36 protein-coding genes are annotated in these 22,996 nt (G+C 34.2%); 35 read left to right on the top strand and 1 reads right to left on the bottom strand.

Annotation, left to right across the window (positions count from 1 at the left end; genetic code table 11):
• Positions 1–149: 149 nt before the first annotated feature.
• The 28 genes from rplC to rplQ all read left to right on the top strand — a co-directional run bounded on the left by rplC (position 150) and on the right by rplQ (position 14,020).
• Entirely contained in the window at positions 150–776 is a 627-nt protein-coding gene (gene rplC, locus ASG22_RS17590) for a 50S ribosomal protein L3 (RefSeq protein WP_055987508.1), read from the top strand.
• Complete coding sequence (gene rplD, locus ASG22_RS17585; RefSeq protein ID WP_034678010.1) at positions 767–1,396, top strand: 50S ribosomal protein L4; 630 nt, start codon at positions 767–769, stop codon at positions 1,394–1,396. Before rplC ends, rplD begins: the two co-directional genes overlap by 10 nt.
• 3 nt (positions 1,397–1,399) lie before the next feature.
• A complete protein-coding gene (gene rplW, locus ASG22_RS17580) occupies positions 1,400–1,690 on the top strand; it encodes a 50S ribosomal protein L23 (RefSeq protein WP_055987507.1) in 291 nt (96 codons plus the stop codon).
• A 22-nt stretch (positions 1,691–1,712) separates the two neighbouring features.
• Positions 1,713–2,534: a 50S ribosomal protein L2 gene (gene rplB / locus ASG22_RS17575; RefSeq protein WP_055987505.1), complete on the top strand. Its 822-nt coding sequence runs from the start codon at positions 1,713–1,715 to the stop codon at positions 2,532–2,534.
• A 2-nt stretch (positions 2,535–2,536) separates the two neighbouring features.
• Positions 2,537–2,815: a 30S ribosomal protein S19 gene (gene rpsS, locus ASG22_RS17570; protein WP_034678015.1), complete on the top strand. Its 279-nt coding sequence runs from the start codon at positions 2,537–2,539 to the stop codon at positions 2,813–2,815.
• Positions 2,816–2,817: 2 nt separating this feature from the next.
• A complete protein-coding gene (rplV, locus tag ASG22_RS17565; protein WP_055987504.1) occupies positions 2,818–3,216 on the top strand; it encodes a 50S ribosomal protein L22 in 399 nt (132 codons plus the stop codon).
• Between the two features lie 7 nt (positions 3,217–3,223).
• Positions 3,224–3,982: a 30S ribosomal protein S3 gene (gene rpsC / locus ASG22_RS17560; protein ID WP_055987502.1), complete on the top strand. Its 759-nt coding sequence runs from the start codon at positions 3,224–3,226 to the stop codon at positions 3,980–3,982.
• A 97-nt stretch (positions 3,983–4,079) separates the two neighbouring features.
• The gene (rplP, locus tag ASG22_RS17555) at positions 4,080–4,505 is read left to right on the top strand and encodes a 50S ribosomal protein L16 (RefSeq protein WP_055987500.1); all 426 of its coding nucleotides are present in this window, start codon (positions 4,080–4,082) and stop codon (positions 4,503–4,505) included.
• Positions 4,506–4,517: 12 nt separating this feature from the next.
• Positions 4,518–4,706 carry a 50S ribosomal protein L29 gene (rpmC, locus tag ASG22_RS17550; RefSeq protein ID WP_055987499.1) on the top strand — a complete coding sequence of 63 codons (189 nt, stop codon included), beginning with the start codon at positions 4,518–4,520 and terminating at the stop codon, positions 4,704–4,706.
• An 11-nt stretch (positions 4,707–4,717) separates the two neighbouring features.
• Positions 4,718–4,975, top strand: coding sequence for a 30S ribosomal protein S17 (gene rpsQ, locus ASG22_RS17545; protein WP_053073319.1), 258 nt, complete (start codon positions 4,718–4,720; stop codon positions 4,973–4,975).
• Positions 4,975–5,343 (top strand): 50S ribosomal protein L14, encoded by a 369-nt coding sequence (gene rplN, locus ASG22_RS17540; protein WP_034684837.1) that lies wholly within the window; start codon positions 4,975–4,977, stop codon positions 5,341–5,343. The genes rpsQ and rplN overlap by 1 nt, the downstream gene beginning before the upstream one ends.
• Before the next feature lie 22 nt (positions 5,344–5,365).
• Positions 5,366–5,692: a 50S ribosomal protein L24 gene (gene rplX, locus ASG22_RS17535; protein WP_055987497.1), complete on the top strand. Its 327-nt coding sequence runs from the start codon at positions 5,366–5,368 to the stop codon at positions 5,690–5,692.
• A gap of 13 nt (positions 5,693–5,705) precedes the next feature.
• Positions 5,706–6,257, top strand: a complete 552-nt coding sequence (rplE, locus tag ASG22_RS17530; protein WP_055987495.1) for a 50S ribosomal protein L5 — start codon at positions 5,706–5,708, stop codon at positions 6,255–6,257.
• A 3-nt stretch (positions 6,258–6,260) separates the two neighbouring features.
• Positions 6,261–6,530 (top strand): 30S ribosomal protein S14, encoded by a 270-nt coding sequence (rpsN, locus tag ASG22_RS17525; protein ID WP_055987494.1) that lies wholly within the window; start codon positions 6,261–6,263, stop codon positions 6,528–6,530.
• Positions 6,531–6,677: 147 nt separating this feature from the next.
• The gene (gene rpsH, locus ASG22_RS17520; RefSeq protein WP_055987492.1) at positions 6,678–7,076 is read left to right on the top strand and encodes a 30S ribosomal protein S8; all 399 of its coding nucleotides are present in this window, start codon (positions 6,678–6,680) and stop codon (positions 7,074–7,076) included.
• A 17-nt stretch (positions 7,077–7,093) separates the two neighbouring features.
• A complete protein-coding gene (gene rplF / locus ASG22_RS17515; protein ID WP_055987490.1) occupies positions 7,094–7,639 on the top strand; it encodes a 50S ribosomal protein L6 in 546 nt (181 codons plus the stop codon).
• 15 nt (positions 7,640–7,654) lie between these two features.
• Positions 7,655–8,008, top strand: a complete 354-nt coding sequence (rplR, locus tag ASG22_RS17510; RefSeq protein WP_055987489.1) for a 50S ribosomal protein L18 — start codon at positions 7,655–7,657, stop codon at positions 8,006–8,008.
• Between the two features lie 19 nt (positions 8,009–8,027).
• Positions 8,028–8,549 carry a 30S ribosomal protein S5 gene (gene rpsE, locus ASG22_RS17505; RefSeq protein ID WP_055987487.1) on the top strand — a complete coding sequence of 174 codons (522 nt, stop codon included), beginning with the start codon at positions 8,028–8,030 and terminating at the stop codon, positions 8,547–8,549.
• 10 nt (positions 8,550–8,559) lie between these two features.
• Positions 8,560–8,736, top strand: a complete 177-nt coding sequence (gene rpmD, locus ASG22_RS17500; RefSeq protein WP_029297759.1) for a 50S ribosomal protein L30 — start codon at positions 8,560–8,562, stop codon at positions 8,734–8,736.
• Positions 8,737–8,755: 19 nt separating this feature from the next.
• Positions 8,756–9,205 carry a 50S ribosomal protein L15 gene (rplO, locus tag ASG22_RS17495; protein WP_055987485.1) on the top strand — a complete coding sequence of 150 codons (450 nt, stop codon included), beginning with the start codon at positions 8,756–8,758 and terminating at the stop codon, positions 9,203–9,205.
• 9 nt (positions 9,206–9,214) lie between these two features.
• Complete coding sequence (gene secY / locus ASG22_RS17490) at positions 9,215–10,594, top strand: preprotein translocase subunit SecY (protein WP_055987483.1); 1,380 nt, start codon at positions 9,215–9,217, stop codon at positions 10,592–10,594.
• Positions 10,595–10,597: 3 nt separating this feature from the next.
• A complete protein-coding gene (gene infA / locus ASG22_RS17485) occupies positions 10,598–10,813 on the top strand; it encodes a translation initiation factor IF-1 (protein WP_027381317.1) in 216 nt (71 codons plus the stop codon).
• Positions 10,814–10,926: 113 nt separating this feature from the next.
• The gene (gene rpmJ / locus ASG22_RS17480; RefSeq protein WP_007839480.1) at positions 10,927–11,043 is read left to right on the top strand and encodes a 50S ribosomal protein L36; all 117 of its coding nucleotides are present in this window, start codon (positions 10,927–10,929) and stop codon (positions 11,041–11,043) included.
• Between the two features lie 9 nt (positions 11,044–11,052).
• Positions 11,053–11,430 (top strand): 30S ribosomal protein S13, encoded by a 378-nt coding sequence (rpsM, locus tag ASG22_RS17475; protein ID WP_007839478.1) that lies wholly within the window; start codon positions 11,053–11,055, stop codon positions 11,428–11,430.
• Positions 11,431–11,442: 12 nt separating this feature from the next.
• A complete protein-coding gene (gene rpsK / locus ASG22_RS17470) occupies positions 11,443–11,832 on the top strand; it encodes a 30S ribosomal protein S11 (RefSeq protein WP_034694697.1) in 390 nt (129 codons plus the stop codon).
• Between the two features lie 19 nt (positions 11,833–11,851).
• Complete coding sequence (gene rpsD / locus ASG22_RS17465) at positions 11,852–12,460, top strand: 30S ribosomal protein S4 (protein WP_055987481.1); 609 nt, start codon at positions 11,852–11,854, stop codon at positions 12,458–12,460.
• Between the two features lie 33 nt (positions 12,461–12,493).
• Entirely contained in the window at positions 12,494–13,489 is a 996-nt protein-coding gene (locus ASG22_RS17460; RefSeq protein ID WP_055987479.1) for a DNA-directed RNA polymerase subunit alpha, read from the top strand.
• Positions 13,490–13,495: 6 nt separating this feature from the next.
• Positions 13,496–14,020 carry a 50S ribosomal protein L17 gene (gene rplQ, locus ASG22_RS17455; protein WP_055987477.1) on the top strand — a complete coding sequence of 175 codons (525 nt, stop codon included), beginning with the start codon at positions 13,496–13,498 and terminating at the stop codon, positions 14,018–14,020.
• 56 nt (positions 14,021–14,076) lie between these two features.
• Here rplQ and ASG22_RS17450 read toward each other — a convergent pair whose 3' ends face one another.
• A complete protein-coding gene (locus ASG22_RS17450) occupies positions 14,077–14,496 on the bottom strand; it encodes a hypothetical protein (protein WP_055987475.1) in 420 nt (139 codons plus the stop codon).
• Between the two features lie 181 nt (positions 14,497–14,677).
• Here ASG22_RS17450 and ASG22_RS17445 point away from each other — a divergent pair, with 181 nt between their 5' ends.
• The 7 genes from ASG22_RS17445 to ASG22_RS17410 all read left to right on the top strand — a co-directional run bounded on the left by ASG22_RS17445 (position 14,678) and on the right by ASG22_RS17410 (position 22,877).
• Positions 14,678–15,310: a response regulator gene (locus ASG22_RS17445; RefSeq protein ID WP_055987473.1), complete on the top strand. Its 633-nt coding sequence runs from the start codon at positions 14,678–14,680 to the stop codon at positions 15,308–15,310.
• 6 nt (positions 15,311–15,316) lie between these two features.
• Complete coding sequence (locus ASG22_RS17440) at positions 15,317–16,120, top strand: hypothetical protein (RefSeq protein ID WP_055987471.1); 804 nt, start codon at positions 15,317–15,319, stop codon at positions 16,118–16,120.
• A gap of 640 nt (positions 16,121–16,760) precedes the next feature.
• Positions 16,761–17,546 (top strand): sensor histidine kinase, encoded by a 786-nt coding sequence (locus ASG22_RS17430; protein ID WP_055987468.1) that lies wholly within the window; start codon positions 16,761–16,763, stop codon positions 17,544–17,546.
• Positions 17,547–17,817: 271 nt separating this feature from the next.
• Complete coding sequence (eno, locus tag ASG22_RS17425; protein WP_055987466.1) at positions 17,818–19,110, top strand: phosphopyruvate hydratase; 1,293 nt, start codon at positions 17,818–17,820, stop codon at positions 19,108–19,110.
• A 90-nt stretch (positions 19,111–19,200) separates the two neighbouring features.
• On the top strand, positions 19,201–20,487 hold the full coding sequence (locus ASG22_RS17420; RefSeq protein ID WP_055987464.1) for a citrate synthase: 1,287 nt from the start codon (positions 19,201–19,203) through the stop codon (positions 20,485–20,487).
• Positions 20,488–21,140: 653 nt separating this feature from the next.
• Entirely contained in the window at positions 21,141–21,629 is a 489-nt protein-coding gene (locus ASG22_RS17415) for a hypothetical protein (RefSeq protein ID WP_055987462.1), read from the top strand.
• A 333-nt stretch (positions 21,630–21,962) separates the two neighbouring features.
• Positions 21,963–22,877, top strand: coding sequence for a dimethylarginine dimethylaminohydrolase family protein (locus tag ASG22_RS17410; RefSeq protein WP_055987460.1), 915 nt, complete (start codon positions 21,963–21,965; stop codon positions 22,875–22,877).
• Positions 22,878–22,996: the final 119 nt, after the last annotated feature.

The raw sequence follows: 22,996 nt of genomic DNA, 5'->3' as shown, positions 1-22,996 counted from the left end.
TTTTGCTGTAAATATTTGTCAGTTATAAAATTATTCATACATTTGCACACTCATTTTACGGGCGTAGTATGCCTATATTCAAAAGTAGAAATTACTTCAGCCTCCGGGAAATGACGAAAATAAAGGATAAATTTTATTATACATAAACAATGTCAGGTATTATTGGTAAAAAAATCGGTATGACGTCTTTGTTTAACGAAGAAGGAAAAAACATTCCTTGTACAGTTATTCAAGCTGGTCCATGCTCGGTTTTACAGGTCAGAACCATTGAAAAAGACGGTTATAAGTCAGTTCAATTAGGTTTCGATGACAAGAGTGAGAAGAACGTAGGTAAAGCGTTAATTGGCCATTTCAAAAAGGCTGGTTCTGCTCCTAAAGCTAAATTAGTAGAATTCTACAGAGAATTCGTTGATGAAGTAAAAGTAGGAGATGAAGTAAAAGTTGATTTATTCGCTGAAGGTGAATATGTAGACGTTACAGGTACTTCAAAAGGTAAAGGCTTCCAAGGTGTTGTTAAAAGACACGGATTTGGAGGTGTAATGCAGGCAACTCATGGTCAGCACAACAGACTTAGAGCTCCAGGTTCTATCGGTGCTGGATCTGACCCTTCAAGAGTATTCAAAGGGATGAGAATGGCTGGAAGAATGGGAGGTGAGCAGGTAACTGTTCAAAACCTTCAGGTATTAAAAGTGGATCAAGAACAAAATCTTTTAGTAGTAAAAGGTGCTGTTCCGGGAGCTAAAAATTCTTATGTAATTATCAGAAAATGGAACTAGTAGTATTAAATACATCAGGAAAAGAGACCGGAAGAAAAGTAACTCTAGACGAAACAGTATTCGGAATTGAGCCAAATCAGCACGCGGTTTACTTAGAAGTTAAGCAGTACCTTGCAGCACAGAGACAAGGAACTCATAAATCAAAAGAAAGAAGCGAAATTACTGCTTCTACTAAGAAACTTAAGAAGCAAAAAGGATCAGGTTCTGCTAGATATGGTGATATTAAATCTCCAACTTTCAGAGGTGGAGGTAGAGTATTCGGACCAAAACCTAGAGACTACAGATTCAAATTGAACAAAGCTCTTAAGAGATTAGCTAAAAAATCTGTTTTATCTCAGAAAATGAGAGACAACAGCATCAGAGTTTTAGAAGATATGAGCTTAAATGCTCCTAAAACTAAAGATTTCATTACATTATTGGATGCTTTGGCATTGAACGGTAAAAAATCTTTGTTTATTCTTCCTGAAGCTAACAAGAATGTGTATTTGTCTTCAAGAAACTTACCTAAAACAAAAGTAATGAACTTCAACGAAGTAAGTTCTTACGATATTGTAAATGCAGGTGAGGTTGTATTCTTCGAAGGTGCAGTTGAAAAATTCCAGGAAAATCTAAAGAAATAAGTCATGTCTATTATTATTAAACCAGTTATCTCAGAAAAGGCTAATTACCTTACGGATTTAAGAGGTTCTTATTCTTTCTTAGTTAATCCTAAGGCGAATAAAATCCAGATTAAAAAAGCTGTGGAAGCGGCTTACGGTGTAAAAGTAGCAGACGTTAATACAATGATTTATGCTCCGAAGGTTTCTTCGAAATACACTAAAAAAGGTCTTCAAGTAGGAAAGACAAACAAATTGAAAAAAGCGGTAATTAAACTTGTTGAAGGTGATGTTATCGATATTTTTGCTGTAAATTAATTATTAATTATAAATAATAGTAATGTCTGTTAGAAAATTAAAACCTATCACCCCAGGACAGAGATTCAGAGTTGTAAACAATTTTGAGGAAATTACTACCAACAAACCAGAGAAATCTCTAACAGTTGGTATTAGTAAGTCAGGTGGACGTAACCAAACTGGTAAAATGACCATGCGTTACACCGGAGGTGGACACAAAAAGAAATACAGAATTATCGACTTCAAAAGAAACAAATCTGATATTGAAGCAACGGTAAAAACTGTAGAATACGATCCAAACAGAACTGCATTTATCGCTTTATTAGAGTACGCAGACGGAGAGAAGAGATATATCATCGCTCCAAACGGTATTAAAGTAGATCAAAAAGTAGTTTCAGGTGAAAGCGTAGAGCCTAATGTAGGTAACGCAATGAAATTGAAAAATATTCCATTGGGTACTGTTATCTCTTGTGTTGAAATGAAGCCTGGTCAAGGTGCTATTTTAGCAAGAAGTGCTGGTTCTTCAGCTCAACTTACTTCAAGAGACGGAAAATACGCAATCATCAAATTGCCTTCAGGAGAGTCTAGAATGATTCTTGTTGAGTGTATGGCAATGATCGGTTCAGTTTCTAACTCAGATCACCAATTAACTGTATCAGGTAAGGCTGGTAGAAGCAGATGGTTAGGTAGAAGACCAAGAACAAGACCAGTAGTAATGAACCCGGTTGATCACCCAATGGGAGGTGGTGAAGGACGTTCTTCTGGAGGTCACCCAAGATCTAGAAATGGTATGCCGGCTAAAGGTTACAAAACTAGAAAGAAAAATAAAGCGTCTAACCGTCATATCATATCTAAACGTAAATAATTATGGCAAGATCACTTAAAAAAGGACCATTCATTCATCATACTTTAGATAAGAAGGTTCAGGCAAATATAGAAGCTAATAAAAAAACAGTTATCAAAACTTGGTCTAGAGCATCGATGATTTCTCCGGACTTTGTAGGGCAAACTATTGCTGTACACAACGGGAAATCTTTTATCCCTGTTTACGTTACAGAAAACATGGTAGGTCACAAGTTAGGCGAATTTTCTCCAACAAGATCTTTTAGAGGTCATGGTGGTAACAAAAACAAAGGTAGCAGATAATCATGGGATCAAGAAAAAGAGAAAGTGCATTAGCACGTAAATTAACAAATCAAGATGTAGTAAAAGCATTACATAATGATTGCCCTTCTTCTCCAAGAAAAATGAGATTGGTAGCTGATATCATCAGAGGAGTAGAAGTAGATAAAGCTTTATACATTCTAAAATATTCTAAAAAAGACGCTTCAAACAAATTGGAGAAAGTATTACTTTCTGCAATGGCAAACTGGCAGTCTAAAAACGAAGGTGCTGATATTGAAGAGGCAAACCTTATCGTTAAAGAAATTTTTGTAGACAGTGCAAGACAATTGAAGAGACTAAGACCAGCTCCACAAGGTAGAGGGTACAGAATCAGAAAAAGATCAAACCACATTACGCTAATCTTAGGTACAAAAGAAAATTAATCAAGGTATGGGACAGAAGACAAATCCAATTGGTAATAGATTAGGTATCATCAGAGGATGGGATTCTAACTGGTTTGGTGGAAACGATTATGGAGACAGAATCGCTGAAGACTACAAAATCAGAAGATACCTTGAAGCTAGATTATCTAAAGGTGGTATTTCAAGAATTTATATTGAAAGAACATTAAAATTAGTTACAGTTACAATCACTACTGCTAGACCGGGACTTATCATCGGTAAAGGAGGTCAGGAAGTTGATAAACTGAAAGAAGAGTTGAAAAAATTGACTAAAAAGGATATTCAAATCAACATCTTCGAAATCAAAAGACCTGAGCTTGACGCAGTATTAGTTGCTGACAGCATCGCTAAGCAAATCGAAAACAGAATCTCTTACAGAAGAGCTGTTAAGATGGCTATCGCTGGTACAATGAGAATGGGTGCAGAAGGTATCAAAGTTCAAATCTCTGGTAGATTGAACGGTGCTGAAATGGCAAGATCAGAATCTTTCAAAGACGGAAGAATTCCTTTGTCTACTTTCAGAGCAGATATCGATTACCACATCGGTGAAGCACTTACTCAGTACGGTAAGCTAGGAGTAAAAGTTTGGATCATGAAAGGTGAAGTTTACGGTAAAAGAGAACTTTCTCCTTTAGTGGGACAACAGAAAAAAGGAGGTCCGTCTGGAGATAGAAGAGACAACAGAGGAGGAGACAGAAGAGACAATAGAGGACCTAGAAAGAACAATAATAATAACAATAATAATTAAAAATTTTAGATAGAAATTTTGAATTTTAAATTACCGTTACTTTTTTAAAATATAAAAAATCTAAAATCTAAAATCTAAAATCTAAAATTTAGAAATTATGTTACAACCAAAAAGAACCAAGTTCCGTAGAGTTCATAAGATGAAGATGAAGGGGAGTGCCCAAAGAGGTAGTCAACTTGCTTATGGAACTTTCGGAATCAAGGCGACAGAAGGTGCTTGGATCACTGCAAGACAAATTGAAGCTGCTCGTATTGCTGCGACAAGATATATGAAGAGAGAAGGTCAACTATGGATCAAAATCTTCCCAGATAAGCCAATTACTAAAAAACCAGCGGAAGTACGTATGGGTAAAGGTAAAGGTGCTGTGGAATATTGGGTAGCTGTAGTAAAACCTGGTAAAATTATGTTCGAAGTTGGAGGGGTACCTTACGAAATCGCTAAGGAAGCTCTTAGACTTGCTGCACAGAAATTACCAATCGTTACCAAATTTATCGTTGCTAACGATTTTGTTAAACCTCTTTAATCTTTGAATACAATGAAAAAAGCTGATATTAAAAATTTAAGCGCAGAGGAAGTTCAAGCTCAATTAGCTGATGCTAAAGTTCAATTCTCAAAAATGAAATTGGCTCACAAAATCAGCCCGCTTGAAAACCCGATCCAAATCAAAGATTTGAGAAAGACAATCGCAAGACTAAATACTGAGTTAACTAACAAACAACAATAAGATTTTCATACATTATGGAAAGAAACTTAAGAAAAGAAAGAATCGGAATAGTTTCCAGCAATAAAATGGAAAAGACCATTGTTGTAAGTGAGACTACGAGAGTAAAGCACCCGATGTACGGTAAATTCGTTTTGAAAACGAAAAAATATACTGCACACGACGAGAACAACGAATGCACAGAAGGAGATACAGTTCTTATCCAAGAAACTAGACCTTTGAGCAAGAGCAAGAGATGGAGATTAGTAAGAATCATTGAAAAAGCTAAGTAATGTTACAAACAGAATCAAGATTAAAAGTTGCTGATAACACAGGTGCTAAAGAGGTATTGGTTATCAGAGTTCTGGGAGGTACCAGAAGAAGATATGCTTCAGTTGGTGATAAAATCGTAGTTACTATTAAAGATTCTACACCATCAGGAAACGCAAAGAAAGGTCAAGTATCTAAGGCAGTTGTAGTAAGAACAAAAAAAGCGGTAAGAAGAAAAGATGGTTCATACATCAAATTCGAAGACAATGCTTGTGTATTACTTAACGCTGGTGGAGAAATGAGAGGAACGCGTGTTTTCGGACCTGTTGCTCGTGAGTTGAGAGACAAAGAATATATGAAAATCATTTCATTGGCTCCTGAAGTACTTTAATTTTTAAAATTTTTAAAAGAAAATGTCAAAGTTAAAAATAAAAAGAGGAGATAACGTCATCATTACTACTGGTAAAAAAGATATCAAAGGTAAAACTGGTGAAGTTATTGAAGTGATCAAAAAAGAAGGAAAAGACCCTAGAGTAATCGTTGCAGGACTTAACATCGTTAAAAAACACGTTAAGCCTTCAGCTTCAAATCCTCAAGGAGGAATTACTGAAAAGGAAGCTTCTATTCATATCTCAAACATAGCTTTAGTTGATAAAGACGGAAAAGCTATCAAAATCGGTTACAAAATCGAAGGAGATAAGAAAGTAAGAATCAACAAAAAAACGGGTGAAACTTTATAATTTTAAATAACACATGGAATATATAGCAAGACCCAAAAAAGCATATAAAGAAACGATTGTTCCAGCAATGATGGAAGAATTCGGATACAAATCAGTAATGCAGGTGCCAAAACTTGAGAAAATCATTTTATCTCAAGGTTTAGGAGACGCTACTGCTGACAAAAAGATCATTGATTATGCTGTTGAAGAATTAACGAACATCACTGGTCAGAAGGCTGTAGGTACTATCTCTAAGAAAGACGAAGCTGCTTTCAAATTGAGAAAAGGAATGCCTGTAGGTGCTAAAGTTACGCTAAGAGCAAACAAAATGTATGAATTCTTAGACAGACTTACCGCTTCTGCTTTACCACGTATTAGAGATTTTTCTGGTATTAAAGCTGATGGTTTCGACGGTAGAGGTAATTATAACTTAGGTATTACTGAGCAAATTATCTTCCCTGAAATCGCAATCGACAAAGTGAAAAAAATCCAAGGGATGGACATCACTTTCGTTACAACTGCTAAAACAGATAAAGAAGCTAAAGCATTATTAACTCACTTCGGTTTACCTTTCAAAAAGAACTAAGAAATGGCTAAAGAATCAATGAAAGCGCGTGAGCGCAAAAGAGAAGCAGTAGTTGCTAAATACGCAGAAAAAAGAAAAGCTTTAAAAGAAGCTGGTGATTATGAAGGACTTCAGAAATTGCCTAAAAATGCTTCTCCTGTAAGATTACACAACAGATGTAAATTAACAGGTAGGCCAAGAGGATACATGAGAACGTTTGGTATTTCCAGAGTAACTTTCAGAGAAATGGCAAACAACGGTCTTATCCCGGGTGTTAAAAAAGCTAGTTGGTAATTATTACTAATTAAAAATTCGGGACAATTAAGTTGTTCAGATACTAAAGATAAAAATATCAGACCGAAGTTTTCTGAAGTCTGATATTTTCTTCTTCAAGTCTTTACAAAACTGATTGTTCTTTAACCAATAATTTATAAAAGAAAAATGGTAACAGATCCAATTTCAGATTTCCTAACAAGAGTAAGGAACGCACAAAGCGCAGGCCACAAGGTGGTGGAAATTCCTGCATCAAAAATCAAAAAGGAGATTACTAAGATCTTATTTGAACAAGGGTACATCTTAAACTACAAGTTTGAAGAAAGCGCTGTTCAGGGAACGATCAAAATCGCTTTAAAGTACGACAAACAAACTACAAAACCGGCTATCAAGTCTATCCAAAGAGCTTCTAGACCAGGTTTGAGACAGTACAAAGGTTCTACTGAACTTCCAAGAGTACTGAACGGTTTGGGTATTTCTATCATCTCTACTTCTAAAGGAGTAATGACTGACAAGAAAGCTAGAGAAGAAAAAGTAGGCGGTGAAGTAATCTGCTATGTTTATTAATTTTTAATCACAGGAAAATGTCAAGAATTGGTAAAGCAATTATAACAATTCCAGCTGGTATTACTGTCACTGAGAACAACAGTGTAGTAACTGTAAAAGGTCCTAAAGGAGAACTTTCTCAGGAGCTTACAGCAGGAATTACTTTAGAACAAAAAGATGGTGAACTTAACGTTAACAGACCATCTGATTCTAAACAACACAAGGCGCTTCACGGTTTATACAGAGCGTTAATCAACAACATGATTGTTGGTGTAAATACAGGTTTCGAAAAGAAACTAGAACTAGTAGGGGTAGGATACAGAGCTTCACACGCAGGTCAAAAACTTGAGTTAGCTTTAGGATTCTCTCATGGTATCGTATTAGAACTTCCAAGCGAAGTGAAAGTTGATACATTGACTGAAAAAGGTAAAAACCCAATTATTACTTTAACGTCTCACGACAACCAACTTCTAGGAATGGTAGCTGCAAAGATCCGTTCTTTCAGAAAACCTGAGCCTTACAAAGGAAAAGGTGTGAAATTCGTAGGAGAAATTGTTAGACGTAAAGCTGGTAAATCTGCTTAATAAATTATAAGTATTATGGCATTAAGTAAATTAGAAAAAAGAATAAGAATAAAAAGAAGAGTAAGAGGAAAAATCTCTGGATCTTCTGAATTGCCAAGATTATCTGTATATAAAAGTAATAAGGAAATTTACGCTCAGTTAATCGACGATCACAGTGGAAAAACTTTAGCTTCGGCTTCTTCTAGAGAGAAGGGTGTTGATGCTAACGGAACTAAAACTGACGTTTCTGCTGCTGTAGGTAAAGCTATCGCTGTTAAAGCTATTGCTGCAGGAATTGAAAACATAGTGTTTGATAGAAACGGATTCGTATATCACGGAAGAGTTAAGGCTCTGGCTGATGGTGCGAGAGAAGGTGGACTTAAATTCTAATCATTAAATTTCGGAAAATATGTTAGGACTAGATAATATAGAAAGAGTAAAACCGGGAGGATTAGAACTTAAAGATCGTCTCGTAGCTGTTAACAGAGTAACAAAAGTAACCAAAGGAGGTAGAGCTTTCGGATTTTCTGCAATCGTTGTTGTAGGAAATGAAGAAGGTATTATCGGTTTTGGTTTAGGGAAATCTAAGGAGGTGGCTTCTGCAATTGCTAAAGCAGTTGAAGACGCTAAGAAAAACCTTGTTAAAGTTCCTGTAATGAACCACACTATTCCTCACCAAACTGCTGCTAGATACGGTGGTGCTGATATCTTCTTGAGACCTGCTTCTCACGGTACAGGTCTTATTGCCGGAGGTGCGGTAAGAGCGGTATTGGAGTCTGCTGGTATTCACGATATCCTTTCAAAATCTAAAGGTTCTTCTAACCCTCACAACGTGGTGAAAGCTACTTTCAAAGCGTTATTGGATATCAGAAGACCAGAAGAAATTGCTAGAATGAGAGGAGTTTCACTAAGTAAAGTGTTTAACGGTTAAAAATAAAACAATGGCAACAATCAAAGTAAAGCAAGTAAGAAGCGCTATTGGAAGAACAAAAACCCAAAAGAGAACGCTTGAAGCATTAGGATTAAAGAAACTTCACCAAGTTGTAGAACACGAAGCTACTCCTTCTATCTTAGGAATGATAGCTGCAGTTAGTCATTTACTTGAAGTTCAAAAATAATTTTTAAAATAATTTTAAAATGAATTTAAACAACATAAAACCAGCTGCAGGATCTACTTTCAATTCAAAAAGAATTGGTAGAGGTCAGGGTACTGGAAAAGGAGGTACTTCTACGAAAGGTCACAAAGGACAGAAAGCAAGAGCTGGTTATTCTCAGAAGATCGGTTTTGAAGGAGGTCAGATGCCTTTACAAAGAAGATTACCGAAATTCGGATTCAAAAACGTAAACAGAAAAGAGTTTAGAGGAGTTAACCTTGATACAATTCAAATTTTAATTGAAAATAAATCTATCACTGGAGATATTACAAGAGAAGTTTTAATTGAGAACGGTATAATTACTAAAAACGAATTAGTGAAAATTATGGGTAGAGGAGAATTGAAATCTGCGGTTTCAATCTCTGCTGACAAGTTCACTAAATCTGCTGAAGAGCTTATTGCTAAAGCAGGTGGAAAAGCAATTACCTTATAATAATTACTAATGAAAGAATTTATACAAACACTTAAAAATATTTGGAGTCTTAAAGAACTAAGAGATAAAATTCTCTTCACTTTAGGTATTATCCTAGTGTATAGATTCGCATCTTATATCTCTCTTCCTGCGATTAACCTTGCAGAAGTAGGAGATCTCTTAGAGCATTATAAAAATCAAGGCGGTAACAAGCAAGGAGCAGGTCTCCTTGGCTTGCTTTCGTCGTTTACGGGAGGAGCTTTCAGTCATGCTTCCGTAATGGCGTTGGGTATCATGCCTTATATTTCTGCTTCTATTATTGTTCAGTTGATGGGAATGGCTATTCCTTATCTTCAGAAGCTTCAGAAAGATGGAGAGTCAGGTAGAAATACATTGAATCAAATTACCAGATGGTTAACTATCGGAGTTTGTCTTGTACAGGCACCTTCTTATTTAACTTCTATTACTCAATTATTTTTACCATATGCTCAGTTCTCTTCTGCATATTATGTAGAGCCAAATTCTATCATGTTCTGGTTACCAAGTATTGTAATCTTGGTAGGTGGTTCGGTATTCGCAATGTGGTTGGGTGAAAAAATCACCGACAAAGGTATCGGGAACGGTATTTCTATCCTTATTATGGTGGGAATCCTTTCAAGATTACCGGAAGCATTCGTTCAGGAGATGGCAGTGCAGAACGGAAAAGGAGGAATGGGGTCTATCATGATCCTTATTGAAGTAATTTTCTGGATGTTGGTTGTTCTTTTGGCGGTGGTATTATCCGTTGCTGTCAGAAAAATCCCTATTCAGTATGTAAGCAGAGCTCAGGCAAGAGGAGGTGTAAACAGAAATCTTATGCAAGGAGCAAGACAGTGGATTCCATTGAAAGTTAATGCTGCCGGTGTAATGCCAATTATCTTTGCTCAGGCATTGATGTTCGTTCCCGGTTTATTAACAAAAGTAGATGAGTCTAATACTTTTCTTGCAGGTTTCAAGAATGTTTTTAGCTGGCAATACAATGTATTGTTTGCGCTATTAATTATTATCTTCTCGTTTTTCTATACTGCAATTACGATTCCGGTAAACCAAATGGCTGATGATTTGAAGAGAAATGGAGGTTTAGTACCGAAAGTAAGACCCGGTAAAGAGACAGCTGATTATTTAGATGATATTTTATCAAAAATTACCTTGCCAGGTGCAATATTTTTATCTATCTTTGCAGTCCTTCCGGCAATAGTGCATGGAAGCTTTGTTCAGACAGATTCGTTCGCTCTATTTTTCGGGGGAACATCATTATTGATTATGGTGGGAGTAATTTTAGATACTGTTCAACAGATTAATACATATCTGCTGAACCATCATTATGATGGCTTAATGCAGTCTAAATTATCAAGAACGACTGGATATTAATTTATGGCAAAACAAAAACATATTGAACAAGACGGCGTTATAACGGAAGCACTTTCGAACGCTCAGTTCCGTGTAGAACTAGAAAATGGGCATATCCTTATCGCTCATATTTCTGGTAAAATGAGAATGCATTATATTAAACTTTTACCTGGTGATAAGGTAAAATTAGAAATGTCTCCTTATGATTTATCAAAAGGGAGAATTACATTTAGATATTAAACAACCGCCAAATGGAATCGTCTGATCTCCATTTGGCTATTGTTAAAAAATAAATACTATCCGAATAATGTCGTAAGGTTTTATTCGACTAAGTAAAAAATAAATATTTTCAAATGAAAGTTAGAGCATCAATTAAAAAAAGAAGTGCTGATTGCAAAATCGTACGCAGAAAAGGTGTACTATTCGTAATCAACAAGAAAAACCCAAAATTTAAACAAAGACAAGGTTAACATTAAATTATGGCGAGAATTTCAGGTATTGATTTACCAAAAAACAAAAGAGGCGTTATCGGTTTAACTTACATCTACGGAGTAGGAAGAAGTACTTCTTCTGAAATCCTTAAAGCTGCCGGTATCAGCGAAGACAAGAAAGTCAACGAATGGAATGACGATGAATTGGCTGCAATCAGAACTTATATCTCAGAAAACGTAAAAGTGGAAGGAGAGCTTAGATCTGAAGTGCAATTGAACATCAAGAGATTGATGGACATAGGATGCCAACGAGGAATACGTCACAGACTTGGATTACCTTTAAGAGGCCAGAGAACGAAAAACAACTCTAGAACCCGAAAAGGAAAGAGAAAAACTGTTGCTAACAAGAAAAAAGCTAGTAAATAATCGTTAGGAATTATGGCAAAACAAACTAAAGTAGTTAAGAAAAGAAAAGTAAAAGTTGAGGCTATTGGTGAAGCTCATATTCAGGCTTCTTTCAATAACATCATCATTTCTTTAACAAATAAAAACGGAGAGGTTATCTCTTGGGCTTCTGCCGGTAAAATGGGTTTCAGAGGTTCTAAAAAGAATACTCCATTTGCTGCTCAGATGGCAGCTGAAAATTGCTCTGCTGTAGCTCACGAAGCTGGTTTAAGAAGAGTAAAGGTGTTCGTAAAAGGTCCAGGTGCAGGTAGAGAATCTGCTATCAGATCTATTCACAATTCTGGAATTGAAGTAAGTGAAATCGTTGATGTGACTCCTATGCCACACAACGGATGTAGACCACCAAAAAGAAGAAGAGTTTAATTTTTAGAATTTACCCATTATGGCAAGATATATTGGACCTAAAACTAAGATTGCTAGAAAGTTTGGTGCTGCAATCTACGGAGATGATAAAAACTTCGAAAAAAGAAAGAACCAACCGCCAGGACAACATGGCGTTAACAAAAGAAGAGGAGCAAAGAAATCTGAATATGCTGTTCAGTTAATGGAGAAGCAAAAAGCTAAATATACTTACGGTATTTTAGAGAGACAGTTTGCTAACCTATTTGATAAAGCACACAGAAGTAAAGGTGTAACTGGTGAAGTTCTATTACAACTTTGCGAATCTAGATTGGATAACGTAGTATACAGATTAGGTTTTGCTAAAACCAGATCTGCTGCTAGACAGTTAACTTCTCACAGACACATTACTGTGAACGGAGAAATTCTAAACATCCCTTCATATTTGGTAAAAGCTGGTGATGTAATCGCTGTAAGAGAAAAGTCTAAGTCTCTTGAAGTTGTTACTGATGCATTAGCTTCTAAAGCAAATTATGAGTGGTTACAATTCAACGATGAGAAGAAAGAAGGTACCTTCATTTCTGCTCCTGAAAGAATCCAAATTCCGGAAGACATCAAGGAGAATCTTATCGTGGAACTTTACTCTAAATAATTTTTTAATCAAATTTTTGCTCAACCCAATAATATGGCAATTTTACAATTCATAAAACCCGATAAAGTAATCCTACTTAACTCTGATGATTTTAGAGGTCAGTTCGAATTCAGACCGCTAGAACCAGGTTTCGGGCTTACTATCGGTAATGCTTTGAGAAGAGTATTGCTTTCTTCTCTGGAAGGATACGCTATTTCATCTATCAAAATAGAAGGTGTAGAGCACGAATTTTCAACTATTCCAGGAGTAATCGAAGATGTTACCGAAATTATTCTTAACCTTAAGCAGGTGAGATTAAAAGCTACGGCAGAAAACCAGGCTACTGAGCAGGTTGTTGCTAAAGTTTCGGGTCAGACGGTTATTACTGCTGGTGATTTAGGAAAATCAATGACTGGATTTGAGGTGTTAAACCCAGATTTAATGATTTGTAACCTAAACAGTGATGTAACTTTCGAAATTACTTTCAACGTAGAAAAAGGTAGAGGGTATGTGCCTTCAGAACAAAATAAGTCAAACAATGCACCTGTAGGTACTATTGCGATTGACTCTATTTTTACGCCAATCAAGAAAGTACAGTATAGCATTGAAAATTATCGTGTAGAGCAAAAGACAGACTACGAAAAACTTATATTAGATATAGAGACTGATGGATCTATCAGCCCTCAAAATGCTTTAACAGAAGCTTCTAAGATATTAATTTATCACTTCATGTTGTTCTCTGATGAGAGAATCACACTTGAAACTGAAGCTGTAAAAGCATCTATCCAATATGACGAGGAAACTCTTCATACAAGACAACTACTTAAGTCTAAATTAGCAGATATGGATCTTTCTGTAAGAGCCCTAAACTGTCTGAAAGCAGCTGAAGTAGAAACTCTTGGAGAATTGGTTTCTTACAGTAAGTCTGATTTGATGAAATTCAGAAATTTTGGTAAAAAATCTTTGACAGAACTAGAAGAATTAGTGCATTCAAAAGGTCTTAACTTCGGTTTCGACGTTGCAAAATATAAGTTAGACGCTGATAAATAATTAATAATGAGACACGGTAAAAAATTCAATCACTTAGGAAGAACAGCTTCTCATAGAAGTGCTTTACTTTCTAATATGGCTTGTTCTCTAATTGAGCATAAGAGAATCAACACTACTGTAGCTAAAGCAAAAGCTTTAAGAGTATATGTTGAACCTCTATTAACAAAGGCAAAAGAAGATACTACACACAATAGAAGAATTGTTTTTTCATATCTTCAAAGTAAAGAGGCTGTTACTGAACTTTTCAGATCAGTAGCTCCTAAAATCGCAGAAAGAAACGGCGGTTATACAAGAATCATCAAGACTGGTTTCAGACAAGGTGATGCTGCTGACATGGCTCTTATCGAGCTAGTTGATTTCAACGAACTTTACAATCCTAATGCTGAAGAGAAAAAGACTACAAGAAGAAGCAGAAGAACTACAACGGCTAAAAAAGAAGCTGTAGTTGCTGAAGCTCCTGTAGCAGAAGAAAAAGTTGAAGAGCCTAAGGCAGAAGCAACAGATTCTACTGAAGAAAAAGCTGGTGAATAATATTCATTCAGATATAAAAGAAAAACCGTTCAGATTCTGAACGGTTTTTTTATGTCTTAAATTTTTGTTTTCACTAATTCTATAATATTAGTTCCTTGATTTAAAATTAAACTGTCCTTTTTTACCTTCGCTTTCATATCTTGTTTTTCATAAACAGTTTCGTTTCCGGTAGATTTTAGTTTGTTCAGAATAAAAGTTTTGTTGTTATTTCTAATACTCATCGTATTTTCCTTGTAATTGTAAACAACTTTTACTAAAGTACCATCAGTCGCTTTATAAACGTAATCTGTTTTTAGTGACTTCTTTCCATTTACATCCACATCGTATCCTATCGTTGAATCTATTTTACCGTTATCAGCCAGAATAATGGTTGAATCTTCTGCTTTTATAACACTTTTATTTCCACTTTCGCTCTTTTTACAGCTTATCACCGACAATGCCACTGTTGAAACTGCTATGATGAGTCCTTTTTTCATAGTACTTATTTTTAATGTATTGATAATTAATTATTTTTCTGTAATAAAATATTTTTCATTAAATTTAATAAAAACAAAACTAAACCAACAACCGTGAACTCAAAACTTTAAGATTACCCGAATGTGTAATTGTTTCTGCTTTGTTTTCTCGTGATATTTGTCTTAAACAAAATTACATAACATGAGCATTTCCGTAGCCATAGTAGAAGACGAAAAAAACTACAACAACGCGTTGAAGAAAGTCATCAATTATCAGGATGACATGAAAGTTGTTGCCCAGCTTTTCGACGGAAAGCAAGCACTAAAGGATCTCTCAGATATTTCTCCGGATGTAGTGATGATGGATATTCAATTACAGGATATGCTCGGAATTGACATTATCAAAAAGCTTAAAAAAGAAATGTCACAAACCCAATTCATTATGTGTACAAGTTTTGAAGATGATGAAAAAGTCTTCAATTCTTTAAAAGCCGGAGCGATGGGATATCTTGTGAAAGGAGAAAGTATGGATAAAATTCTTTCCTCTATTCGTGATGTCTACAACGGTGGCGCACCCATGAGTTTTTCCATCGCCCGAAAAGTTTTAAGCCATTTTGAAAGAAAATTACTGGAAATAAAAGGTTTTGATGAATTGACAGAAAGGGAAAAAGAAGTGTTGGAACTTTTGTCTCAGGGTTTATTGTATAAGGAGATAGCCGATAAGAAATTCATAGCCATTGATACCGTAAAAAAACACGTTGGAAACATTTACAGAAAACTCCACGTTAACAACAAAGTGGAGGCTATTAATAAATTTAACCATTTTAAAAACTAAGAAATCATGAACAATTTAAATGAACCGAAAGAAATTGTACCAAAACTTTCTGAAAACTATCTAAGCGGTCCTATAGGGAACAAACTTGTAGAAATTATAGAAGAACATCCGCTGACAAAATTTATTGATGAACTTATGGCGAAAAGCTTTATAAAACATGCTAAGGATGGAATGTTTCCTATACTGTTGAAAAATAATGTCAATTTTAATGTAGATGGAATTTATGAAATGGAATACTCATTATTGCAAGATATTTGTACAAAAATGGATGAGATTGGTGCAGATAACTTAGTATTCACTTTTGTTGAAGTAGATCAAGATAACGAATTCTTGGAAATGAATACTGTTGGTAATGGAAATATTCTATATGCAGTTGCGTCACTTGTTAAAGGGAATAAAATAGTAGAAAATGAATATAATTATTTGGTCATTAATGTAAAAAAAGGATTGACATTAGATAACTTAAATATAACATATGCTGATAAAAAAAAGTTGCGTGATTCTTATATAAAATATAGTCATAAAATTTTGAAAGACTACTTTTCGATTAATGGAAAGAATACTCAGTTCATTTATTATCATATTGATGATATTAAAAAAACATTGGTAGATGAAAATGGAAGATGTGATACATTTAAAGTATACTTATGTGAAATAAGTGATGTAGAAAAAGTTATTTCAGAATATGATTCGTCATTAACGATTAGGCCTGAGGTTTACCGTGAGCATTTTCAATTTAGAGAGAGACAGATGACTTTGGTGTTCAACTCGGAAGATAGATATTACGATATGGGAGGACTTAGACCATGATATTATCTAAAATAATCGAAGTTATATACTATTTACTCTTATTGTTTTTGGCTATAAGATCTATTATTTCAATTAGATATAATGGTTTTATAGCCAAGAACTTTTTAAATGTCTATATAATTATTACAGCGGGATTAGAACTATATTCTTATGTTTTGCTAATCAGTAAACAAAGTCCAAAAGGAATTTTGTATAATTTTTATTGTCTATTAAGTATTTTATTATTTTATTTTTTTTACAGAATCTATTTTAAGAGAATTTATTTGAAATTGTTTAATTTAATATTTTTTAGTGTACTATTTTTTTATTTGTGCTGTACAAATTTTTATAAATCGGATTTTGATGTTTCTATAGGCATATTGATTTCACTATATTATATTGGTGTTTCGCTGCTTTGGTTTTACTATAAAATAAATAGTTTTGACGAATATGAAATTACAAGCGATCCCTATTTTTGGATTTCAACAGGGTTATTAATGTGGAGTTGTTTTTTCCTTTTTAGGGTCATACCTATGTTTTATTTCGCGAAAGTTGACAATGAATTTCTCGAATTTTTACATTTGGGGCAGAATATAATTAATATATGTATGTATAGTATGTTTTATTTAGCCTTGATAAAATATGAAAGAAAATTACATCGATGACTCATATTCAAGATGATATAAAGTTGGCTTACATTATTACAATTTCAATAATGATGGTATTCGTTTGCTTTATCATTTTTGTAGTTTTGATGTACAATAAAAGGCAATTATTACATCTAAGAGAAAAACAACTCAAAGAATCCGAACACCAAAACCAGCTCCTCCAAAAAGAACTTGAAAAACAAAAATCCATAGAAGCAGAACGTGAAAGAATTTCCCATGATATGCATGATGATCTCGGAGCAGGAATTTCGGCATTAAAACTTCAGGCTGAATTTTTAAAACAACGGGCGGAAGATGAAGATTTAAAAAGTGACATTGATGAACTTTTGAAAACTTCCGAAGAAATGAATTTGTCCATGAGAGAAATGCTTTGGAGTCTAAACTCCGGTAATGATACATTAGGAAGTTTTATAGACTATTCAAAAATGTATGCTTATAACTTTCTTAAGAAGACGAAAATTCAATTGAATATAGAAGATGAAAATATAAACTTTGAAACAATAATCACTACGGAACAAAGGCGAAATTTATTTTTATGTTTAAAAGAAGCTTTGAATAATGCTTACAAACACAGCAAATCCGATCAACTAAAAATTTCGTTTATCCAGAAAGATAAACACTTCATGATGAAAATTTCCGACAACGGAATAGGTATCAATGATGAAAAGACTGAAGGAAACGGATTACGAAACATGAAACGAAGAATGCAAGAACAAAACGGACGTTGTGAAGTGACTACGGAAAACGGAACTCATTTATTTTTTGGGATAGATTTATAATTGGTTATTAATTAAATATTACATCATCGTTTTAATACGGTTTACAAAAGAAACTTTTTTGTAACTAATATGTGTTTCTATCAAAACAAATTATACTATAAAATGTATAGAATTTAAATTCAATTAACTGTAAAGACACTAACGAGTAAATAAATTACCACAATCCCAATATTAACTAAAATTTAACTCAGAATAAACGTATAAATTAGCACTTAACCACACTCAAAACTCAAAAATTCATTAAATTTGTCTAAACTATAAAAAAAGAACAATGAGTTACATTTCTTACATAGAAGCGAGACAAATTTTGGATTCAAGAGGAAATCCTACAGTTGAAGTAGATGTATTCACGGAAAGTGGTGCGATGGGACGTGCTGCAGTTCCTTCCGGAGCGTCTACGGGTGAACATGAAGCAGTTGAATTGCGTGATGGTGGTTCAGAATGGATGGGGAAAGGAGTTTCTAAAGCTGTAGAAAATGTAAGAGAAGTAATTTCACCAGAATTGGTGGGTCTTCCGGTTTTTGATCAGAATTTAATCGATCAGATTATGATTGAATTGGATGGAACAAGCAACAAAGGAAGTCTAGGAGCGAATGCAATTCTTGGTGTTTCATTAGCTGCTGCGAAAGCTGCTGCAAATGAATTGAAAATGCCTTTATACAAATATGTTGGTGGTGTGAATGCTAATACACTTCCGGTTCCGATGATGAACGTAATCAATGGAGGTTCTCACTCAGATGCGCCGATTGCTTTCCAGGAATTTATGGTAATGCCTGTAAAAGCAGATTCTTTCTCTCACGCATTGAGAAAAGGAACTGAGATTTTCCATAATCTGAAAGCGATTCTTCATTCAAGAGGTTTGTCTACGGCGGTAGGCGACGAAGGTGGTTTTGCACCGACTTTCAAGGGAACAGAAGATGCTTTGGACACTTTGCTTCAGGCGATTGAAAAAGCAGGTTATAAGCCTGGTGATGATGTAATGATCGCATTAGACTGTGCGGCTTCAGAATTTTATAAAGACGGAGTATACGATTATAGAAAATTCCAGACTCCGGATGCGGCTCAGTTTACAAGCAGCGAGCAGGTTTCTTATTTGGCTGAATTGGCAAACAAATACCCAATTATCTCTATCGAAGACGGTATGCAGGAAAACGACTGGGAAGGTTGGAAAATGTTAACTGATAAAATCGGTGACAGAGTACAATTGGTTGGTGATGATTTATTTGTAACGAATGTTGAAAGATTAGCAAGAGGAGTTAATGAAGGAATTGCAAATTCAATCTTGGTTAAAGTAAACCAAATTGGTTCTCTTTCTGAAACAATGGCAGCAGTACAAATGGCTCAGCATAATAAATTTACTTCAGTAATGTCTCACAGATCAGGTGAAACTGAAGATAGTACAATCGCTGATTTAGCAGTAGCAATGAACTGTGGTCAAATTAAAACAGGTTCTGCTTCAAGATCAGATAGAATGGCGAAGTACAACCAATTGTTGAGAATTGAAGAAGCTTTAGGTGATACAGCTTATTTCCCGGGATTGGATGCTTTTAAAATCAAAAGATAATTCATCGAATTTATAAATAACGGCAAGCGATAATTTTAGTTTGCCGTATTTTGTAATTAGTAGTATATTTAGAAACAAAATAAATAAATAATGTCAGACAACAAAGTAATATTGAATTACGCAGGTAATTCGTATGAATATCCAATCGTGGATAGTACTATCGGAGACAGAGGAATCGATATTTCAAAATTAAGAGACCAAACCGGTCTTATCACTTTAGATTTAGGTTACAAAAACACCGGAGCTACACTTAGTGACATCACTTACTTAGACGGAGATAAAGGAGAATTATTCTACAGAGGTTATCCTATCGAGCAGATTGCTGAAAAGTCTAACTTCACAGAGGTAATGTACCTTTTATTACACGGTGAATTACCGACTTCAGATCAATTCAATACCTTCAACGGTAATATCAAAAAATATAATTTCGTAGCAGAGGAGATGAAAAAAATCGTCGATGCTTTCCCTCGTTCTGCTCACCCAATGGGAGTTTTATCTACTTTAACTTCTGCTTTAACGGCTTTTAATCCGAAAGCTGTTAATGTAAATTCTAAAGAAGAGATGGATCTTGCAGCAGAATTACTGATTGCTAAATTCTCTCACCTTTGTGCTTGGACCTATAGAAAAACACAAGGTCTTCCATTAAATCACGGAGATAATAATTTAAGCTATGTAGAAAATTTCTACAAAATGGCTTTCAGATTACCAAACGAAGATTTTGCAATCAATCCGGTGATAACTGAAGCTTTAGATAAATTATTAATTCTTCATGCAGACCACGAGCAAAACTGTTCTACATCTACTGTAAGAATGGTAGGCTCTGCTCACACAGGTCTTTTTGCATCTGTTTCTGCAGGTATTTCTGCACTTTGGGGGCCACTTCACGGTGGTGCAAACCAGGCAGTAATCGAAATGCTTGAATTAATCGAAAAAGATGGTGGAGACGTTAACAAATGGGTAGCAAAAGCCAAAGATAAAAATGATAGCTTCCGTTTGATGGGCTTTGGACACAGAGTGTACAAAAACTTCGATCCAAGAGCGAAAATCATCAAGAAAGCTGCTGACGATTTATTGGCTGCTCTAGGAATTGAAGACAAAGCGCTTGATATTGCTATGCAATTAGAAAAAGTAGCTCTTGAAGATGAGTACTTCATCGAAAGAAAACTATATCCAAACGTAGACTTCTATTCAGGAATTATCTACAGAGCGTTAGGAATTCCTACAGAAATGTTTACCGTAATGTTTGCATTGGGAAGACTTCCGGGATGGATTGCTCAATGGAAAGAAATGAGATTGAAAGGAGACCCAATCGGAAGACCAAGACAGGTTTACCAAGGTGCTAAAAAAAGAGACTATATTGATCTGGTAAACAGATAATCAAGTATCTTATTTATAAATAAAAATCCTAAAGCTTACTTTAGGATTTTTTATTCTAGAAACTTTCAAAGAATAGTATGTTATGATGTGTTTAATTTTTAATAATTAACAATAAGCAGGAGGTTGTTTACCTTCTTGTCATCATTAATAAAAATAGAATTTATGAAGAATATAATAGTTTATTATCTATGTATATTATTTCCGTTGGTTATAATGTTTTTAGTCGCTAAACAAAGGCATTATAATATTTTTGCTTTAATGATATTGCTGTACTTTGTTTATCGAGGAATTACAGATTTTTACAGATTATACCAAAAAGGTATTATATCAAAAAAAGAATTTTGGAAAATCTTTATTCCTTTTTGGAGGACGCAATATTTTAAAGAACTTTATTTTAAATAGGAAAAAACTTTTGAGAAAATCGAAAGTTTTTGTTTTGTAAGATCATTATTGTTCAAAACTTCTTCAAGATAGCCATTTTCCTATATTTTTACGGAAAACTTTTGATTTCTTATGTGCTTCTTATTTGTAAATAATGAAGCTATCGAAACGGTCAGATGACAGTAAGAAAGGGAGAAGAAATATTTAATATATAAATCCTATGGAGCTACAAAAGGATTTTTTTATGTAACGGAAAATTTTTATATTAAAGCATGGAAAATGATACATTAAGTTCAGTGAAAAATACAATGCGTATTAATATTTTTTTGTACCTGATCTACGGACTTTTATTTCTAATTGAAACGTTCGATTTTCTTGAAATGCTTCATACAAAACCAAAAGATTATCATGCGACTTATAGTTTGGTAAATGTTGTCTACTACCAAATGGAAATGATTATTTGTTTCTTATGCGGATTTAGTTTAATTATTTTAGTTTCGACCAAGCAAACCGTTAAAACAATATTTTTAGTAAATATTTTCCTGCTGATTTTCAGGGCGAGCACTGTCTATTATCTTTATTTTTATGAAACTGAGGAAAGATGGGTTCCGTTTATCTACAAAAAAGCAAACTCTTTCAGTGCTTTATTCCGGGGGACATTTGTTCCTGCACAGTTAATTGTAAGTGTAATTGCAATTTGGTACGGTATTAAAGCATTAAAAAGTAATCAAAAACTGAACAATCAATCAAATATTGAATGATAAAACCAGAGTTTTTACATTAACAAAAAGATTTTATATCTGTTTTTAGTGTAATTAATGATTGTATTTGAATGATTTTATCTTTAATTTTAAGTAAACCGTAAGATTAAGTGAGTTTAATTATAAATAATTCATAAAGAATATGTTTTAATTAAAATTATCTGCAGAATATTATTAATTCTACAAATAAATGTTTTAGTCTGCTCATTAACTCGATTAAAAAACTGCTATACATTAGTTTTATAGATTAATATTATATCAATGCCTAAAAATCCTACAAAAGTTTCCTAAATTCAGCCCTTTACTTATATTTGTAATATTGCATAAATCTTTATGAAACTAAATATAAAAAACGAAACGGGCAGGCTGAGATCAGTGGTTTTAGGTCAGCCCAATTCAATGGGAGGAATTCCAACACTTGAGGAAAGCTACGACGCAAAATCTTATCATTCAATAGAAAATAATATCTATCCGAAAGAAGAAGATATTATTAATGAAATGAATGCTTTTGAAGCAGTTTTAAAAAAATACGATGTAGAAGTTCTTCGCCCTGATATTATCCAGGATTATAATCAGGTTTTTGCAAGGGATGTCGCTTTCGTTATCGATGATAAAATGATCATTTCTAATGTGATTGCCGACAGAGCCGATGAGCAGGAAGCTTACAAAAGTGTTTTCGAAAAGGTCGCTTGGAGAACAATTATCAACCTTCCGGAGACAGCTCATATTGAAGGTGGCGACGTTATTGTTTGGAATGATTTTATTTTTATCGGAACGTGTTTCAGTGAAGATTACAGAAATTATAAAACAGCAAGAACCAACGAATACGCCATAGAAATTCTCAAAGAATATTTTCCGAAAAAGAGAATTATTGATTTAGAATTAAAGAAAAATGACAGAATTCCGTACGAAGGAATTTTGCATTTAGACTGTACTTTCAACCCGATTGGAAAAGACAAGTGCATCATTTATAAAGAAGGATTTGTTGATGAAAGTGATTATAACTTAATCATCGATATTTTCGGAGAAGAGAATTGTTTCCATGTGACAGCCGAAGAGATGTTTGAAATGTATCCAAATATTTTCTCTATTTCTCCTGAAATTGTAGTTTCCGACAAAGCATTCACAAGAATGAACGATCACCTTAGAAACGAATGGGGAATGACCGTGGAAGAAATTCCGTACCGTGAAATTTCTAAAATGGGAGGTTTGTTGCGTTGCTCAACAATGCCTTTAATAAGAGAGTAATGAAAAATAATAATGAATTTAAAAGTTATACTCAATAATAAATGGATAGCGTTGTTACTTTTGGTTATAACGTTTTCTTTGATTTATAATCCATTCACAAAATTTCCATATACATTTTG

Source organism: Chryseobacterium sp. Leaf405 (assembly GCF_001425355.1).
Lineage (GTDB): Bacteria > Bacteroidota > Bacteroidia > Flavobacteriales > Weeksellaceae > Chryseobacterium.
This window is presented reverse-complemented; position numbering and strand designations above follow the sequence as displayed.

Coding starts and splice junctions, on each gene's coding strand:
- rplC (WP_055987508.1), top strand. CDS start 150: ATGTCAGGTATTATTGGTAAAAAAATCGGTATGACGTCTTTGTTTAAC.
- rplD (WP_034678010.1), top strand. CDS start 767: ATGGAACTAGTAGTATTAAATACATCAGGAAAAGAGACCGGAAGAAAA.
- rplW (WP_055987507.1), top strand. CDS start 1,400: ATGTCTATTATTATTAAACCAGTTATCTCAGAAAAGGCTAATTACCTT.
- rplB (WP_055987505.1), top strand. CDS start 1,713: ATGTCTGTTAGAAAATTAAAACCTATCACCCCAGGACAGAGATTCAGA.
- rpsS (WP_034678015.1), top strand. CDS start 2,537: ATGGCAAGATCACTTAAAAAAGGACCATTCATTCATCATACTTTAGAT.
- rplV (WP_055987504.1), top strand. CDS start 2,818: ATGGGATCAAGAAAAAGAGAAAGTGCATTAGCACGTAAATTAACAAAT.
- rpsC (WP_055987502.1), top strand. CDS start 3,224: ATGGGACAGAAGACAAATCCAATTGGTAATAGATTAGGTATCATCAGA.
- rplP (WP_055987500.1), top strand. CDS start 4,080: ATGTTACAACCAAAAAGAACCAAGTTCCGTAGAGTTCATAAGATGAAG.
- rpmC (WP_055987499.1), top strand. CDS start 4,518: ATGAAAAAAGCTGATATTAAAAATTTAAGCGCAGAGGAAGTTCAAGCT.
- rplN (WP_034684837.1), top strand. CDS start 4,975: ATGTTACAAACAGAATCAAGATTAAAAGTTGCTGATAACACAGGTGCT.
- rplX (WP_055987497.1), top strand. CDS start 5,366: ATGTCAAAGTTAAAAATAAAAAGAGGAGATAACGTCATCATTACTACT.
- rplE (WP_055987495.1), top strand. CDS start 5,706: ATGGAATATATAGCAAGACCCAAAAAAGCATATAAAGAAACGATTGTT.
- rpsN (WP_055987494.1), top strand. CDS start 6,261: ATGGCTAAAGAATCAATGAAAGCGCGTGAGCGCAAAAGAGAAGCAGTA.
- rpsH (WP_055987492.1), top strand. CDS start 6,678: ATGGTAACAGATCCAATTTCAGATTTCCTAACAAGAGTAAGGAACGCA.
- rplF (WP_055987490.1), top strand. CDS start 7,094: ATGTCAAGAATTGGTAAAGCAATTATAACAATTCCAGCTGGTATTACT.
- rplR (WP_055987489.1), top strand. CDS start 7,655: ATGGCATTAAGTAAATTAGAAAAAAGAATAAGAATAAAAAGAAGAGTA.
- rpsE (WP_055987487.1), top strand. CDS start 8,028: ATGTTAGGACTAGATAATATAGAAAGAGTAAAACCGGGAGGATTAGAA.
- rpmD (WP_029297759.1), top strand. CDS start 8,560: ATGGCAACAATCAAAGTAAAGCAAGTAAGAAGCGCTATTGGAAGAACA.
- rplO (WP_055987485.1), top strand. CDS start 8,756: ATGAATTTAAACAACATAAAACCAGCTGCAGGATCTACTTTCAATTCA.
- secY (WP_055987483.1), top strand. CDS start 9,215: ATGAAAGAATTTATACAAACACTTAAAAATATTTGGAGTCTTAAAGAA.
- infA (WP_027381317.1), top strand. CDS start 10,598: ATGGCAAAACAAAAACATATTGAACAAGACGGCGTTATAACGGAAGCA.
- rpmJ (WP_007839480.1), top strand. CDS start 10,927: ATGAAAGTTAGAGCATCAATTAAAAAAAGAAGTGCTGATTGCAAAATC.
- rpsM (WP_007839478.1), top strand. CDS start 11,053: ATGGCGAGAATTTCAGGTATTGATTTACCAAAAAACAAAAGAGGCGTT.
- rpsK (WP_034694697.1), top strand. CDS start 11,443: ATGGCAAAACAAACTAAAGTAGTTAAGAAAAGAAAAGTAAAAGTTGAG.
- rpsD (WP_055987481.1), top strand. CDS start 11,852: ATGGCAAGATATATTGGACCTAAAACTAAGATTGCTAGAAAGTTTGGT.
- ASG22_RS17460 (WP_055987479.1), top strand. CDS start 12,494: ATGGCAATTTTACAATTCATAAAACCCGATAAAGTAATCCTACTTAAC.
- rplQ (WP_055987477.1), top strand. CDS start 13,496: ATGAGACACGGTAAAAAATTCAATCACTTAGGAAGAACAGCTTCTCAT.
- ASG22_RS17450 (WP_055987475.1), bottom strand. CDS start 14,496: ATGAAAAAAGGACTCATCATAGCAGTTTCAACAGTGGCATTGTCGGTG.
- ASG22_RS17445 (WP_055987473.1), top strand. CDS start 14,678: ATGAGCATTTCCGTAGCCATAGTAGAAGACGAAAAAAACTACAACAAC.
- ASG22_RS17440 (WP_055987471.1), top strand. CDS start 15,317: ATGAACAATTTAAATGAACCGAAAGAAATTGTACCAAAACTTTCTGAA.
- ASG22_RS17430 (WP_055987468.1), top strand. CDS start 16,761: ATGACTCATATTCAAGATGATATAAAGTTGGCTTACATTATTACAATT.
- eno (WP_055987466.1), top strand. CDS start 17,818: ATGAGTTACATTTCTTACATAGAAGCGAGACAAATTTTGGATTCAAGA.
- ASG22_RS17420 (WP_055987464.1), top strand. CDS start 19,201: ATGTCAGACAACAAAGTAATATTGAATTACGCAGGTAATTCGTATGAA.
- ASG22_RS17415 (WP_055987462.1), top strand. CDS start 21,141: ATGGAAAATGATACATTAAGTTCAGTGAAAAATACAATGCGTATTAAT.
- ASG22_RS17410 (WP_055987460.1), top strand. CDS start 21,963: ATGAAACTAAATATAAAAAACGAAACGGGCAGGCTGAGATCAGTGGTT.